Annotated in this window: 13 protein-coding genes and 1 tRNA gene; 5 read left to right on the plus strand and 9 right to left on the minus strand. The window is 72.5% G+C overall.

Translation table 11 applies throughout. From position 1 onward, the window contains the following. The first annotated feature begins 404 nt into the window (after positions 1–404). Genes ACTJKO_RS04405 through ACTJKO_RS04415 form a run of 3 tightly spaced genes read left to right on the plus strand, consistent with a single transcriptional unit; the run spans position 405 to position 2,265 of the window. Positions 405–854: a MarR family winged helix-turn-helix transcriptional regulator gene (locus ACTJKO_RS04405; RefSeq protein ID WP_440686077.1), complete on the plus strand. Its 450-nt coding sequence runs from the start codon at positions 405–407 to the stop codon at positions 852–854. Between the two features lie 51 nt (positions 855–905). After that, positions 906–1,118, plus strand: a complete 213-nt coding sequence (locus ACTJKO_RS04410; protein ID WP_440686079.1) for a hypothetical protein — start codon at positions 906–908, stop codon at positions 1,116–1,118. Positions 1,119–1,170: 52 nt separating this feature from the next. Then, on the plus strand, positions 1,171–2,265 hold the full coding sequence (locus ACTJKO_RS04415; RefSeq protein ID WP_440686081.1) for an alkene reductase: 1,095 nt from the start codon (positions 1,171–1,173) through the stop codon (positions 2,263–2,265). 45 nt (positions 2,266–2,310) lie between these two features. On the opposite strand, the gene ACTJKO_RS04420 is transcribed toward ACTJKO_RS04415, so the two are convergent. From ACTJKO_RS04420 to ACTJKO_RS04460, 9 genes are all read right to left on the minus strand, one after another. Next, entirely contained in the window at positions 2,311–3,831 is a 1,521-nt protein-coding gene (locus ACTJKO_RS04420; protein WP_440686083.1) for a PucR family transcriptional regulator, read from the minus strand. Further along, positions 3,828–4,910, minus strand: a complete 1,083-nt coding sequence (locus ACTJKO_RS04425) for a DUF917 domain-containing protein (RefSeq protein WP_440686085.1) — start codon at positions 4,908–4,910, stop codon at positions 3,828–3,830. Before ACTJKO_RS04425 ends, ACTJKO_RS04420 begins: the two co-directional genes overlap by 4 nt. 65 nt (positions 4,911–4,975) lie before the next feature. Beyond that, positions 4,976–6,103: a DUF917 domain-containing protein gene (locus tag ACTJKO_RS04430; protein ID WP_440686087.1), complete on the minus strand. Its 1,128-nt coding sequence runs from the start codon at positions 6,101–6,103 to the stop codon at positions 4,976–4,978. Next, positions 6,100–7,224, minus strand: coding sequence for a DUF917 domain-containing protein (locus ACTJKO_RS04435; RefSeq protein WP_440686088.1), 1,125 nt, complete (start codon positions 7,222–7,224; stop codon positions 6,100–6,102). Before ACTJKO_RS04435 ends, ACTJKO_RS04430 begins: the two co-directional genes overlap by 4 nt. Further along, positions 7,221–8,777 (minus strand): hydantoinase/oxoprolinase N-terminal domain-containing protein, encoded by a 1,557-nt coding sequence (locus ACTJKO_RS04440; RefSeq protein ID WP_440686090.1) that lies wholly within the window; start codon positions 8,775–8,777, stop codon positions 7,221–7,223. Before ACTJKO_RS04440 ends, ACTJKO_RS04435 begins: the two co-directional genes overlap by 4 nt. Positions 8,778–8,901: 124 nt before the next feature. Then, positions 8,902–10,266 (minus strand): purine-cytosine permease family protein, encoded by a 1,365-nt coding sequence (locus tag ACTJKO_RS04445; RefSeq protein WP_440686092.1) that lies wholly within the window; start codon positions 10,264–10,266, stop codon positions 8,902–8,904. Between the two features lie 446 nt (positions 10,267–10,712). Next, positions 10,713–10,785: transfer RNA gene (locus ACTJKO_RS04450), tRNA-Arg, on the minus strand. A gap of 92 nt (positions 10,786–10,877) precedes the next feature. Next, positions 10,878–11,663 (minus strand): dienelactone hydrolase family protein, encoded by a 786-nt coding sequence (locus tag ACTJKO_RS04455; protein WP_440686094.1) that lies wholly within the window; start codon positions 11,661–11,663, stop codon positions 10,878–10,880. A 10-nt stretch (positions 11,664–11,673) separates the two neighbouring features. Next, positions 11,674–13,092, minus strand: coding sequence for a glucose-6-phosphate dehydrogenase (locus tag ACTJKO_RS04460; protein ID WP_440686096.1), 1,419 nt, complete (start codon positions 13,090–13,092; stop codon positions 11,674–11,676). Between the two features lie 81 nt (positions 13,093–13,173). Here ACTJKO_RS04460 and ACTJKO_RS04465 point away from each other — a divergent pair, with 81 nt between their 5' ends. After that, positions 13,174–14,343, plus strand: coding sequence for a Gfo/Idh/MocA family protein (locus ACTJKO_RS04465; RefSeq protein WP_440686098.1), 1,170 nt, complete (start codon positions 13,174–13,176; stop codon positions 14,341–14,343). After that, complete coding sequence (locus ACTJKO_RS04470) at positions 14,340–15,266, plus strand: sugar phosphate isomerase/epimerase family protein (RefSeq protein ID WP_440686100.1); 927 nt, start codon at positions 14,340–14,342, stop codon at positions 15,264–15,266. Before ACTJKO_RS04465 ends, ACTJKO_RS04470 begins: the two co-directional genes overlap by 4 nt. Positions 15,267–15,274: the final 8 nt, after the last annotated feature.

Here is a 15,274-nt window from a genome sequence, read left to right on the forward strand (position 1 = left end):
GGCACCGGCACCGGTGGCCGACGCGGAACGGCACTGTCGCTGTCGTACGACGACCACAACGTCGCAAGCACGCGCGCGCAACAGTTGCAGCCGCGCACTAGCGACAACCTCGCCGTCGTACGACGTCGACAACGTCGCAACGCCCGCACAGGCGCTGGCCTGCCACCGCAGCGTGACCGCCTGGAGGCGNCGCCTCCAGTGCGTTGCGTCCGGGCGGGCCGACGCGGAACGACACTGTCGCTGTCGTACGACGGCCACAACGTCGCAACCACGCGCGCGCAACAGTTGCAGCCGCGCGGTTGCGACAACCTCGCTGTCGTACGACCTCGACGATGTCGCAACGCAGCGGGCGGAGCCGCCACACCCACCCCGCACACTTCGTGCACGAACGGTACGCTGGGACGATGACCGAGACCGAGACCGACGTCGATCCCCTCGCCCTCGACCGACAGCTCTGCTTCGCCCTCGCCGCGACGAGCCGGAGCGTCATCGGCCTGTACCGCGACCTGCTCGACCCGATGGGACTCACCCACCCCCAGTACCTCGTCATGCTCGCTCTCTGGGAGCACGACCCGCGGTCCGTCCGCGAGATCGCGCGCGAACTCCGACTCGACTCGGCGACGCTCAGCCCGCTGCTCAAGCGACTCGAGGCATCCGGCTACGTCCGACGGTCCCGCAGCACGACCGACGAACGCCAACTCGAGGTCTCCCTCACCACCGCCGGACGCGCACTCCGCACCCGCGCCGAGGCCGTCCCGCTCGCAGTCGCCGATCGCCTGGGCTGGCCGCTCGGACGGCTCGAAGCACTGAAGGACGAACTCACCGCCCTGCTCGACGTGGTCGACCGGGTGTGATCGACGACCGTTCGTGGCACAATGGTTAGTGTACGAACGAAAGGACGGATCGTGGGTCGCTTCGGACAGTGGTACGAACGGTGGAACAGCACGCTCATCGCGAAGATGGGCCCCTCGCAGATCGGCGCCGGTCACCCCGAGGGCATCGACGACCGCACGATCGACCGCGGCTGCCCGCTCTGTGGCGAGCCGCTCTCCCTGCACCAGGTGATCCGCCCCGAGGGCCAAGTGCGCTCCTCGACCCTCGTGTGCCCCGTTCGCTGACGATTCCCTGCGCGCCGGAATTGCCGAGCGCAACAGGGTGTTGGCTCGCGTCGTGAAGCTCTTCGAACCCGCCGACCTCGGCGCTCTCCACCTGCAGAACCGCATCGTCATGGCGCCGCTCACGCGCACCCGCGCCGGTGAGCAGGGCATCCCGAACGACCTGCTCGTCGAGCACTACGCCCAGCGCGCCGGCCTCGGCATGATCATCACCGAGGGCACCTGGCCCGTGCAGGAAGGTCGCTCCTACCCCGGGCAGCCCGGGATCGAGACCGACGAGCAGATCGCCGGCTGGCGTCGCGTCGCCGACGCAGTGCACGCCCGTGGCGGCCTGATCGTCATGCAGCTCATGCACGGCGGTCGTGTCTCGCACACCGCCATCTCGCAGACCCCGCGGATCGTCGCTCCGAGCGCGCTCGCCGCGCCGGGGCAGACGCACCTCGCCGACGGGTCGAAGGTCGACATGCCGGTCCCCCACGAGCTGACCACCGACGAGGTGCAGGAGGCAGTGCAGGGCTTCGTCCGTGCCGCCCGCAACGCCCTGGCGGCCGGACTCGACGGCGTCGAGGTGCACGGCGCGAACGGGTACCTGGTGCACGAGTTCCTCTCCGCCGCGTCCAACACCCGCGCCGACCAGTACGGCGGCTCCCCGGAGAACCGCGCGCGCTTCGCGATCGAGGTCACCACGGCGGTCGCCGAGGCCATCGGGGCGGACCGCACCGGCATCCGCCTCTCGCCCGAGCACGGCATCCAAGGCGTCATCGAGGACGACCCGGCGGACGTCCGCGCCACCTACACCGCCGTCGCCGAGGGGCTCGCACCGCTCGGCCTGGCCTTCATCGACGTCCTGCACGCCGAGCCGACCGGTGACCTCGTGCAGCACGTGCGCCGGACCGCGGGCGCGCCGTTCATCGTGAACTCGGGCTTCTCGTCGCTGACCACCCGGGACGAGGCGATCGCGCTCGTCGAGGGCGACGACGCCGACGCCGTGGGCGTGGGCCGCGCGGCGATCGCGAACCCGGACCTGGCGCACCGCTGGGAGCAGGACGCGGAGCTCAACGAGCCGCGGCCGGAACTGTTCTACGGCCCGGGCGCCGAGGGCTACACGGACTACCCGACGCTGGCCGAGGCGCGCGCCCGCGTCTCGTAGCGACGCCGAGGCGGACGGGAGGCGCGGTGCCNCGCCTCCCGTCCTTCAGGCGCCCGCGCCCCGCGCCCTCGTCGCCAAGTGCAGCGCCAACCGCGTCTCCGGGTCCGTGAGGTCGACCCCGAGCAGCCGTTCGACGCGCGCGATCCGGTCCGACACCGTGTTGCGGTGGACGCCGAGCACCGCCGCGGTCTCCGCCACCGACGACTCCGCGTCGAGGTAGGCGGACAGCGTCACGAGGAGCGCTCCCCCACCGCGTTCGAGCGGCGACAGGAGCTGCTGTGCGGCGGGCAGGAACGTGTCGGTCTGGGTCCAGGCCAGGAGCAGCTGGGCGAGCCCGAGCCGGTCGACGTGGACGAAGTGGCCGGATTCGGGCCGGCTGCCGGCCAGCCGTGCGGCGTCGCTCGCCTCGCCGAGGGTCCGGACGAGCCCGGCGGGACCCGCCTGCACGCTCCCCACGCCGATGTTGGTCTCCACGGTGCTGCGCAGCGCGTTCTGCGCCCGGCGCAGGCGGCCGGCCACGTCGGTGACGGTGTCGCGACCGGGTTCGTCGACGAACGAGAGCCACAGCGCCCATCCGTCCGCCTGCTCCACCACGACGGCGTCGAGCCCCTCGGCTGCGACGGCCTCCCCCACCTCGCGCCGGAGTGCCACGTGGTCGACGGCCTGCCGCGCCACCACGCGCACGCCGACGTGCCAGGCGTCGAGGCGCCAGCCGGCCGCGATCGTGCGCTGCACCAGTTGCGGGGCGGGTACACCGTCGGTCGCGCGGAGCTCGTCGAGCATCGCCATCCGGTACCGGGCGTCGCGCTCGTCGTCGAGCCGGGTGAGCAGCAACCGGTGCCCGACCGCGACCGCGGCGACGCGGAGGCCGCTCGCGACGACCTCCTGCTCGGCGACGAGGGGTGCCGGCAGCCCGACGGCGAGCCACGCCCGCGGCCCGATGCCCGTCCCGACCGGCACCGCCACGACCGTCTCGCCGGGGCCGTCGGCCGTGACCACCTCGCTGGTGCCGGTCCGGCGCACGAGGACCGCCCGCGCCTCGTCGTCGAGTCCGGCGCCGCGGAGCGCCCGGCCCGAGGCGTCGAGGAAGCGCACGGGGTGCCCCAGCGCTCGGTCGAGCACGGGGAGGAGGTCGCCGAGTTCGGGGCCCGCGTCGAGCGCCGCACGGGACACCGCGAGGGCCGTCTGCGCGGCAGCCGCCATGCCGCTCCCGATGAGTTCGTGCAGCCGGACGGACGTCGCCCAGGGGTCGGGTGTGGCGAGGACGGCGACCCCGAGGCGCTCCGCCAGCGCGACGGTCCCGGCGCCGAGGCCGACTGCGCCGTCGACGACGACCGCGGTCACCCCGGCGGTGGCAGCGCGTCGGAGGAGCACGTCGAACCGGGCGTCCGGCCGCTCGACCGGGGTGAGCAGCACCACGACGTCGTCGTCCGTGCGCAGCGCCCGACCGACCTCGTCGGGGGTGCCGACGATCCCCCGGACGCCCCGGACGGGTGCGGTGCCGGGACCGACGAGCAGCCGGGTGCCGTCGGGCAGGAGCGGGACGAGTGCGTCCAGGCCGGTCATGCGATGCCCTCCGGGACGACGTCGGCGTCGACGCCGTAGGCGCGCGGTGCGACCCGCTCGGTGCGTCGCGGGTCGGCCCACCACCACGGCGCGGACGGCAGGACGAGCACCGCGAGCTCGTTGCCGACGCGGGTGCGGTCGGTCGCGACGGGCTCGAGCGAGCGGGCGTCGACGACGGTGATGACGCTCGGCGTGCTGGCGACCGGGAGTCCGTCGACCAGGCAGTGCACGTACTCGCTGCCTGCTTCGACCCGTGCGACCGCTCCCGTGCGGTCGTCCCGGATCGCCATGCTGCTGTGCACGAACGCGAGCGCGTCGCCCCCACGGCCGACGTCGACGACCCGGCCCTGGGCGACCACGCGGCCGCCGATGCGCGCTGCGAGGTGCTCGGCGTCCCGCGCCCCGTCCGAGGCGCGACCGATCCGCATGGCCCGGTCGACACTGCCCACGACGGCCCGTTCGCGCAGCAGTGCGACGGGGAGGGGCCCGATCGCGAACGCGGCCCATCCGCCGCTGTGCGAGACGGCCTCGCGCCAGACGGTCTCGAGGTCGTGCGGGTCCGGCGCGTCCACGACGATGCGGAGACCGCTCGTGGTGGACGCCGCAGCGGTGACGCTCGGCATCGCCCCGACGAACACCGACAGCTGGTCGATCCGCGGTGCCGCCCGGCCGACGAGGTCCGCGTCGACCAGGGGCAGCCCCGACGCGTGCGCGGTGAGGGCTGCTGCCGGGCCGGTGACGCCGCCGATCTGCGCTGCGACGACCGCGTCGGCGCGCACGCCGGTCCACCGTTCGACCGCGGCGAGGGCGTCCGGCAGCTCGTGTCCGCTCGGCATCTTCTCCTCGAGCACCGTCGTGGAGCCGACGAGCCCGACCGCCGCGACCGACACGAGACCGGGGTCGTCGAGGTCGACGACCGGCACGGTGCGGTCGCCGAGGGCGAGCCGGAGCGCGCTCACCATGTGGTCGACGCGGCCGCCGCCGCCGCACCCGAGGAGCGCGGCGCCCCGTCCGAGCACGGTCGCGTCGTCGGCCTGGAGGCGCGTCACGCCCCCGTCCCGTCCCTCACGCTGGCCCATGGGTCCATTCTGGTGCCGCACGCGCGGGAGCCGCGTGGCGGCCCGGTCGCGGCGGCCGTTCCCGCTCAGGAGGGGGTGAGCACCGGGACCGCGCGCACGTCGGCGTGCAGGTCCTCGACGGCGACGAACGCGTCGTCGAGCCCGAAGCACGACGGGCCGAACACGTCGAGTGCCTCCGGCGTGCGCATGAGGTCGGGCGTCGAGACCCCGATGACCCGCACCCGCTGCCCGAACCGCAGGCGCTCGGTGGTGATCGGTTCCGCCGTCTCGGCATCGAGCACGCAGATGAGGTCCGGGACCACGGCCACGAGTTCGCCGTCCCGCCGGGCCACGAGGTTCTCGTTCTGGAACTGCACCTCGAGCTCCGACCCGTCGGCCCCTTGCACGGTCGCTCGGCCCCGGGCGAACCCGTCGACCGTCCGGCGCTCGACGTCGACGACCTTGCCGTCGAAGAGCTCGCGCAGGTGCGTGTAGATGGTCGCGCCGAACGCCTCGGCGAGGGCGTCCACCGGGTCGCGGTGCTGTTCGCGCGCGAGGCGGATCGCCCGGCCCACGGAGAGCGCGAGCGAGATCGTGCGCGGGACCGCGGTGTCCTTGACCTGTCGGCCGGACATCGCGTACTCGGCGATGTAGGCGACGCCCCCGAGCCGGATCGTGACCCCGCGGGCGAGCCACTCCATCTGCCGGTTGTCGTGGCCGGTCTCGATGATGACGCCGTGACCGTTCTCGTCACTGATCGCGAGGGGACTCCCCGGCACGCCGTACACCGAGAACGTCTCCATCTGGAGTTCCGGGAACGCACGACCCATCCCGTCCGCGTCGACGACGGGCAGTCCGCCGGTGGCGCCGACGAGCAGCGGGATCATCGAGTTGATGCCGCCGCACTCGATCGGCATGGTCGCCGTCGCGGTCCGGCCGAGGTGCGCCTCGAGTCGGCGGAGTGCACCGAGCGGCTCGGGTCCGGCCGGGATGCGCTCGAGCACCACCGTCGGAGCGCCCATCTGCGCCGTGGGGATGACGAGCGCGTCGTCGTCGACCTCGGACGGGTCGAGGATCGTCACCGGGCCGTGCTGTTCGATCGCCGCGCGGACGAGCAGCATCCCGATCGTCGGGTCGCCTCCGCCACCGGTGCCGAGGAGGGCCGCGCCTCGGGCGAGGTCGGGCAGGTCGTCGACGTCCAGGGTCCAGCTCATCGGGTCTCCCCCTCGCTCGTGGTGCCGTCGTGACGGATCGCGACGGTGTCGTAGCCGAAGTACCGCGGCCCGGCGAGCGTGAGGCCGGCCGCCGTGTGCCACCGGTCGTCGGCGGGCGCGGTGACGATCCGGACCCGCGCGCCGAACCGCAGGCCCTCGGTCGTGATCGGCTCGCCGGTCTCGGCGTCCAACGTGACGATGAGGTCGGGGGCCGTGGTGCGGACCTCCCCGGCCACCTCGACCAGCAGGTGCTCGTTCTGGAACCGGAGCACCGCCTCCTGGCCCGCATCCCGCCCCGTCCCGGTCACGCGAGCCGTGCCGCGCGCGAACCCGGTGACGGTCTTGCGCTCGACGTCCGCGACCTTGCCCTCGAACACGACGGTGCCGCCGAGCACCTCCACGACCGCCTCGACGGGGTCGTCGTTCCGCTGCCGAGCGGCGACGAGCGTCTCGCCGAGCCGCACGCTCAGGGAGAGGCTCCCGCGGACGAAGGACTCCTTCACCTCGGCTCCGGACATCGCGTACTGTGCGGTGATCGCCGAGCAGCCCATCTCGACCGTCGCGGTGCGGGCGAGTCGTTCGGCCCACCGGTTGTCGACGGTGTCGAACACCGCGGTGTTGCCCTTCTCGTCGGCGAGGGCCATCGGGGTCGCTCGGACACCGGACAGCGTCGGGAGCACCATCTGCACCTCGGGGAAGGCCCGGCCCATGCCGTCGCCGTCGACGAGCGGCAGCCCGAGCTCGGCGGCCGCGACGATCGGGGTGGTGGAGTTCACCCCACCGACCTCGATGCAGGCGAGGTGCGTCGGCGAGATGCCGAGGTACGCGGCGAGGCTGCGCACCGCCTCGGCGAACTGCGCCGACGACGGGAGCTTCTCGACCATCACGGTGGGCGCGCCGATCATCGCGACGGAGAGCACCACGGCGTCGTCGGGCAGGTCCTCGACCTGGACCACGTCGACCGGTCCGTGCTCGCGGACGGCCGCCTCGGCGAGGAGTCGGCCGATGTAGGGGTCGCCACCGCCGCCGGTGCCGAGGATCGCCGCACCCCGGGCGAGCGCGGAGCAGTCGGTCCCGATGGTGGTGAGCGGGGCGGCGGGCGCCGCGGTCGTGGTGCTCATCGGACGAGCGCCCCGAGCGCGAGGTCACCGACGGCCTTCGCCCGGATCCGGGTCGCGTTGCCGGGCAGGTACGGGATCGGGACCTCGTCGAAGTCGACGATGGCGACCGAACCCGGGTCGGCACCGGCAGCGATCGCGCGGTCGACCGCCTCCTGACGGGCCTCGTCGACCACCGCGGCACGCTTGCCGTCGCTGATCGCGTAGACCTTGTCGACCTCGCCGCTCACCTGCGCGATGGCGGCGCCGATCGCGTTCGCGACCGAGTAGTGCTCCGGGCGGTGCACGGTGCCGAGGCCGGGCAGCGCGTCCGGCAGGAGCACCGAGCCGCCACCGACCGCGACGACCGGGAGCGGTGCAGACGACGTGCGCATCCGCTCGACGATGTCCGCGACACGTTCGGCGATGACGTCGAGCGCGCGCGCGGCCACCTCGGCCGGCACGCCGGCGACGAGCGACGGGTCGCCGATCTGCCCGCGACCGCCACGGACGGCCACGTCCGTCGCCGTCAGCGTCGATCCGCCGAAGACCATCCCCTCCTCGGTGAGCCGGTAGCCGACCGATCCCGGGCCGACGACGCTGCCGTCGTCACTGATCCGGGAGCCGCCACCGATGCCGACCGAGAGCACGTCGGGCATGCGGAAGTTCGTGCGGATGCCGGCGACGGCGACCTCGCCCGTGGCCTCGCGCGGGAAGCCGGCCGTCAGGACGCCGACGTCGCTCGTGGTGCCGCCGACGTCGACGACCGCGCAGGTGTCGAACCCGGAGAGCACCGCAGCGCCGCGCATCGAGTTCGTCGGCCCGGACGCGAAGGTGGCCACGGGGTACCGGCGGGCGTACTCGACGTCCATCAGGGTGCCGTCGTTCTGGCTGAGGAACAGCGGAGCGTCGATGCCGCTGCCCGTGACCGACCCGGACAGGCCGTCCACGATGCGGTCGGCGAGTTCCCGGAGCGCAGCGTTGATGATCGTCGCGTTCTCCCGCTCGAGCAGGCCGATGCGCCCGATCTCTGACGACAGCGAGAACGCCACGTCGGGTCCGAGCTCCGCGGCCATGATCTCCTGGGCGCGCTGCTCGAACTCGTCGTTGATCGGCGAGAAGACCGACGAGATCGCGACGGAGCGGATGCCGGCGTCGCCGATCGCACCCGCGTGCCGCTTCAGCTCCTCGGGGTCGAGCTCGGAGATCACCCGTCCGTCGAACTCGTGCCCGCCGTGCGCGAGGAACGGCCGGGCGTTCACTGCGGACACCAGGTGCGCAGGCCAGTCGGTGAACGGCGGCAGGGACGCCGTGGCGGGCAGGCCGAGCCGCACCGCCGCCGTCGGGGCGAGCCCACGTGCCTCGATGAGCGCGTTGATGAAGTGCGTCGTGCCGATCATCACGCCGTCGATGTCCGCCGTCCCGAACGCGTGCTGCTCGCGGAGCCCGTCGAGTGCGGCGACGATCCCCGACGTGACGTCGGGGCTCGTGGACCGCTTGACCGCGGCTCGGACGGTGCTGCCGTCCATCAGGACGGCGTCCGTGTTGGTGCCGCCGACGTCGATGCCGATGCGCATGGGTGGTTCCCTTCGGTGGTGCTGTGGTGCGGGTGCGGGTCCGCTGGCTCGGTGTGCTGGGACCGGCCGCGTCGTCACGCGGATCAGGTACGCGGCGGCGCGACCGGTCGTCGGGGGTGGTCCCTCAGGCCCGCGTGGACGCGGGGCCGACCGGTGCGGTCTCGGTGCGGCTGACACCGAGCCCGCGGACGAGGCCGGTCTTGCCGGCGATCACGTAGAGGACGAAGGCGATCACGACCGAGTTGATCGACGGGATGCCGAACGCCACGAAGTAGCCGACCACCGATGCGATGGCCCAGACGACCAGGGTCGCCGGGACCCACGTGGGCGAGGTGGCGGGGATGCTCTCCGCGTCGCTCAGTTCACGACGCCAGCGCTTCACCACGAAGTACTCGGCGACCATGATCCCGGCGATCGGCGGGAAGACGACCCCGAGGACGGTGAGGAACGGGGTGAACGCGTCGAGGAACCCGACCGCGGCGAGGACCGAACCGATGACGCCCATCACGAGGGTGACGACGCCGCGGTTCACCTGCTTGCCGAAGACCGCGTCGATGAAGTTCGTGACGCCCAGGCTGGAGCTGTAGATGTTCCAGTCGTTGATCTTGAACGTGCCGAGCAGGATCACGAGGATGCCGACCCAGCCGACGCTCGAGGTGATCACCCGGGTGATGTCGGAGGACCCGACCGCGTGCGCGAGCAGCACGCCCGCCAGGCCGATCGCGTACTCGCCCAGGGTCACGCCCAGCGCGGTCTGCTTCACCACGTCGCCGACCGATCGGTTGAAGCGGGTCATGTCCGGCGTGATGACGGCGCCGACGATGAACCCGCCCGCCACGAGCGTGGTACCGGCGACGAAGCTCAGGTGCGGACCCGCCGGAGCGCGCGACGCGAGTTCGGCGATCGAGTGCTGGCTCAGCTCGACGACGACGGCCCAGCCGACCAGGATCAGGAAGAGCGGCACGGTGATGTTCGCGAGCCACTGCATGGAGTGGAAGCCGCGCAGGACGATCGCCGTGACGAGCAGACCGAAGACGAGCGACCACGCCCACGCCGGCAGGATCGGCAGGATCGAGACGAGGCCGGCCGCGGAGACGCCGGACTGGATGCCGAACCAGCCGATCAGGCTCATGCCGATCGCGAGTCCGACGAGTGCCGACCCGCCCTTGCCGAAGCCGGTCCACCGGGCGATGACCGAGGTGTTGAGGCCCTCGCGGACGCCGATGACACCGACCAGCACCGACACGATCTCCAGGATGACGGCACCGAGCGTGATCGCCCAGAACGCCTCCCAGAAGCCCATGCCGAAGCCGAGCGTGGCGCCGAGCAGGAACTGGGACAGCGCCGAGATCTGGCCGAAGCGCTGCACGGCGACCTGGAACCAGCCGTAGCGGGCGGACTGCGGGACGCGGCTCAGGGAGTAGTCGTCCACGACGACGGACTCGGAGGACGGGGTGCGTGGTGCTGACACTGCGGTATCGCTGGCCATCGGTGGCTCCTCGGGGGGAGGGAGGGTGTCGGCGGGCGCCGATCGGGGTTGGAGCAACCGTAGGGGGATCACCGAACGCGGTACATGTGCAGAACGTCGTTACGGGCGCATGAATCGATGCACACTGCACAGAAACCGCGAGTCGGACCCGGTTCTTCGCCCCGCGACGTGACGATCGGCCCGGCGGGCCCGTCTCCTCCAGTGGCGCTCCCGGGCTCTGCCAGCCTGTTGGCGCGTCGCACGCTCCGGGACCGGATGGCCGATGCGGAGCGTGCGGGGAGGTGGCCGGTGGGGTTCGGCCGCCTCCCCACCACGAGCGGCACCGCCGGAACCCGAACCGGCGGTGCCGCGCCGGGGTCGGTGCAGCGCGGCCGGAGCAGTACGTGCGGGTGGAACGCAGAACGCCCCGAGCCGGAGGGCTTCGGGGCGTTCTGCTGTTCGGTGTGTGCGCTCGAAGGGACTCGAACCCCCAACCTTCTGATCCGTAGTCAGATGCTCTATCCATTGAGCTACGAGCGCAGGTGGCCTTGCGGCCGTGGAAGACTCTACAACAGGTGCACCCCCGGGCGCCAATCGAGCGCCTCCCACAGCCGACCCCGGCGTGTCGCCCCTCAGTGCGCGGCGAGCTCCTCGTCGAACACCTCGGCGAGGAACACCTCGAGCGCCCGCCACGACCGTCGGTCCGCTCGCGCCTGGTACTGCGCCCCGTGGTCCGGCGAGTCGGCGTCGGGCACGGCGAACGCGTGCATCGCCCCGGCGTAGGTGACGACCTGCCAGTCCACCGCCGGGGCTGCGCGCATCTCGTCCTGCCACTCGGCGATCTGGGAGTCGGGCACGACCGGGTCCGATCCGCCGGTGAGCACGAGGAGCTTCGCGCGGACGTCCCCGGCGTCGGACGGGTCGTGCACGAGCAGTCGTCCGTGGAACGAGACCGCCCCGACGAGCTCGGCACCGGTACGGGCGAGTTCCAGCGCCGCCGATCCGCCGAAGCAGTACCCCATCACGACGACCCGGGAACGGTCGACGTCGGGGTCCTCGAGCAGCCGGTCGAGTCCGGCTCGGACCCGTGCCCGCATCAGCGGGAGGTCTCCGTAGAACGCGCCGGCGACCTGACCGGCCGTGTCGTCACCGGGTCGTACGTCGGCGCCGTACACGTCGGCGCCGAACGCGACGTAGCCGAGCCGCGCGAGCATCGTCACGCGGGCCCGGACGTGTTCGTTCACCCCGTGCCAGTCGTGCACGACGAGGACGGCCGGGCGGGGACCGGTGACGGCCGCGTCCTTCGCGAGGACGCCCTCGAGCACGGTGCCCTCGTGGTCGTAGCGGACGGTGTCGACGCGCACGTCGGCGCCGGCGGGTTCTGGGACGGTCTGGAGGACGTCGTCGATGGTGGTCACGTCGGGCACGTTACGCGTCGATGTTGTCCCAGCCCTCGGGCCCGTGCGAGCCGGCGGGGTACTCGTCGAGCGGCGCCGCCCCGTCACGCCAGGCCCGGAGGAAGGGTTCGACGACCTTCCACCCCTGCACGGCACTGTCGCCCCGCACCGAGAGGGTGGCATCGCCCTCGAGCACACCGGCGAGGACCTCGCCGTAGGCGCTCAGCCGACCGGGGTTGAAGGTCGTCTCGAGTGTCGTGTGGTCGATCGTGTACGGGTCGCCGGGTCCGTTCACGTTGAGTTCGAGCTGCATCTCGTCGGGGGCGATCCAGATGCGGAGCCGGTCCGGGTGTTCCGCGCCGGACAGTCCGACGGGCACGTGCGGCGAGTCCTTGAACGTGATGACGATCTCGCGGCGTTGCTCGGCGAGCGCCTTGCCCGACCGCAGTGTGAAGGGCACCCCGGCCCAGCGCCAGTTCGCGATCTCGAGGGTGAGCTGTGCGAGGGTCTCGGTGCCGAGCGACGGGTCCACGCCCTCCTCGTCGGCGTAGGACGGCAACGACCGGTCCCCGACCTCCCCGGCGGTGTACCGCGCGCGCTTGCCGGCCGCGACGGGGTCTCCGCCCCAGGGACGGACGGCGCGCAGCACGAGTTCCTTCTGGGTCCGCAGGTCGTCCGCGTCGATCGAGGCGGGCGCCTCCATCGCGACGACCGCCATCACCTGCAGCAGGTGGCTCTGGATCATGTCGACGAGCGCCCCGGCCTTGTCGTAGTAGCGGGCGCGCCCTTCGAGCCCGAGGGTCTCGTCGTAGACGATGTCCACCCGCTCCACGTGCGCGGACGACAGCAGCGGTTCGACGACGCGGTTCGCGAACCGCAGTCCGAGCACGTTGAGGACCGTTGAGCGGCCGAGGAAGTGGTCGACGCGGTGGATGCGTTCCTCGGGGAGGAACGAGTGCAGCAGGTCGTTGAGGTGCTCGGCGCTCGCGGCATCCGTGCCGAACGGCTTCTCGAGCGCGAACCGCGTCCCGTCGGGCAGGTCGAGCCCCTTGAGGACGGCGCAGCTCTTCTCGGTCACCGCCGGCGGCAGGGCGAAGTAGACGGCCGGGTCGTGCTCGCAGGCTCCGAGCAGGGTCTCCAGGTCGTGCGCGTCGGTGACGTCCGCCTTGTGGTAGCTCGACGCTTCGACGACTGCCTGCAGACGGTCCGACAGTCGGCTCTCGCCGGTGGCGCCCTCGTCCTCGTTCCGTGACGCCTGCGCGTTCTCGAAGGAGTCGCGGACCTGCGCCTTCCAGTCGGCGTCGGAGATGTCCTCGACGCCCGCGCCGACGAGCTGCACGTCCCAGTCCTCCTTCACCTCGAGGAGGCTCGCGAGGCCGGGGAGCAGCAGCCGCTTCGACAGGTCACCGCTGGCACCGAGGATGAGCAAGGAGGTCTGGAGGCTCGACATGCCCCAGAACGTACTCACGCGTTCCGACACGTGGCCGGGTGACGTCGATACGGTGGGACCAGTTCGGCGCGAGGGAGCACCATGAGCAGTGGGTACGGAGGGCGACGCCTACGCGTCGCCGTGGTCGGGACGGGCATGATCGCCGGGGTGCACGCCCGCGCGGCGCGCGCGGCCGGCGCCGACGTCATCGGGGTGCTCGGCCGGAGTGCGGCGCGGTCGGAACAGGTCGCCGCCCAGCTCGACCTCCCCCGGGGGTACGCGTCCCTCGACGAGGTGCTCGCGGACTCCCCGGACGTCGTGCACGTCTGCACCCCGAACGACCAGCACCACCCGCAGGCCCTCGCCGTCATCCGGGCCGGGGTGCACGTCGTGTGCGAGAAGCCCCTCGCGATCGATGCCGCCCAGGCCTCGGAGCTGGTCGACGCCGCCCGGGAGGCCGGCGTCGTGGCGACCGTCCCGTTCGTCTACCGCTACCACCCGATCGTGCGGGAGATCCGCGGCCGCATCGCCGCCGGCGACCTGGGACGCGTGCTGGCCGTGCACGGGCACTACCTGCAGGACTGGATGCTCGACGAGGACGCCTCGTCGTGGCGGGTGGACGCCGGCTCCGGCGGGCTCTCCCGCGCGTTCGCCGACATCGGCTCGCACTGGTGCGACCTCGTCGAGTTCGTGACGGGCGAGCGCTTCGCGAGCGTCTCCGCCGCGACCGACATCGTCTACCCGACCCGCCCGGCGGCCTCCGGTCCGTCCTTCTCCGGTTCCCCCGATCCCGACCCGGTCGCCGACACGAGCACCAGGGCCGAGGTCACGACGGAGGACACCGCGGTGGCGACCTTCCGGACCGGCACCGGCCGGATCGGCAACGTCGTGATCTCGCAGGTCGCGTCCGGCCGCAAGAACCGGCTGTGGTTCGAGGTCGACGGCACCCGCGGCTCGGCGGCCTTCGACCAGGAGCAACCCGAGACGGCCTGGTTCGGGAACGAACGGGGTGCCCAGATCGTCGTCCGCGACCCGGCGCTCGGGGTGCCGGACCAACGCCGTCTGGCGCTCGTGCCGTCCGGACACCCGCAGGGCTACCTCGATGCCTTCGCCGCCTTCGTCGCCGACACGTACGCGGCCGTCCGGAGCGGTGCCGACCCGGCCGGCTGGCCGGAGGGGCTGCCGACCTTCGCGGACGGCGCGCGGGCGGCACAGATCATCGACGCGGTCATCGGCAGCGCGGCCGACGGCGCCTGGAGGGAGATCCGATGAAGCTCGGGATGCTGACGGCCTGCTTGCCCGGCTGGTCGCTGGACCGCATCGCGGAGTTCGCCGCCGGACAGGGGTACGAGCGGCTGGAGGTCGGGGTGTGGCCGGGGACGGGCGGTCGTGACTTCGAGGCCGCGCACCTGCCCGTCGCGACCTTCACCGACGAGGACGCAGAGGCGACCCGTGCACTGCTCGACCGGACCGGGCTCGAGATCTCGGCGTTCGCCTACTACGAGAACAACCTGCACCAGGACCCGGACCGACGCGCCGCGGTCAAGCAGCACCTGTTCCACGCCGTGGACGCCGCGCAGACCCTCGGGGTGCCGTACGTCGGGACCTTCATCGGACGGGACAACACGAAGTCCGTGCGCGAGAACATGCGCGAGGGCGACCGGGTCCTGCCGGAGCTCGTCGACTACGCGGGTGAGCGCGGGGTGCGCCTCATCATCGAGAACTGCGTGATGGAGGGGTGGCACCCGGACGGCTACCCGGGCAACATCGCCTACTCCCCCGAGCTCTGGGACTGGGTCACCGGGCTGGGGTTCGGCCTGAACTGGGACCCGTCGCACCTGACGTGGATCGGCATCGACCCGGTGGAGACGATCCTGCCGTTCGCCGAGCACATCGTGCACGCGCAGGCGAAGGACCTGGAGCTGTTCCCCGAGCGGCGGAACCGGTACGGCTTCTTCGGCAAGGTCGACAAGGGCGACGACCCGTGGGACATGGGCTGGTGGCGCTTCCGGGTGCCCGGGCGCGGGGTCGTGGACTGGCCGCACGTGGTCGACCGCCTGTACGAGGCGGGGTTCGACGGCACGCTCAGTGTCGAGCACGAGGACCCGCTGTGGGGCGGGCCCGACGACAAGGTGCTCGAAGGCCTCCGGATCGCGCACCGCACGCTGCGGCCGCTCATCGCCCGGGAGTCCTGAGCCCGTAC

The sequence above is a fragment of the Curtobacterium sp. 22159 genome (genome assembly GCF_052045775.1).
Lineage (GTDB): Bacteria > Actinomycetota > Actinomycetes > Actinomycetales > Microbacteriaceae > Curtobacterium.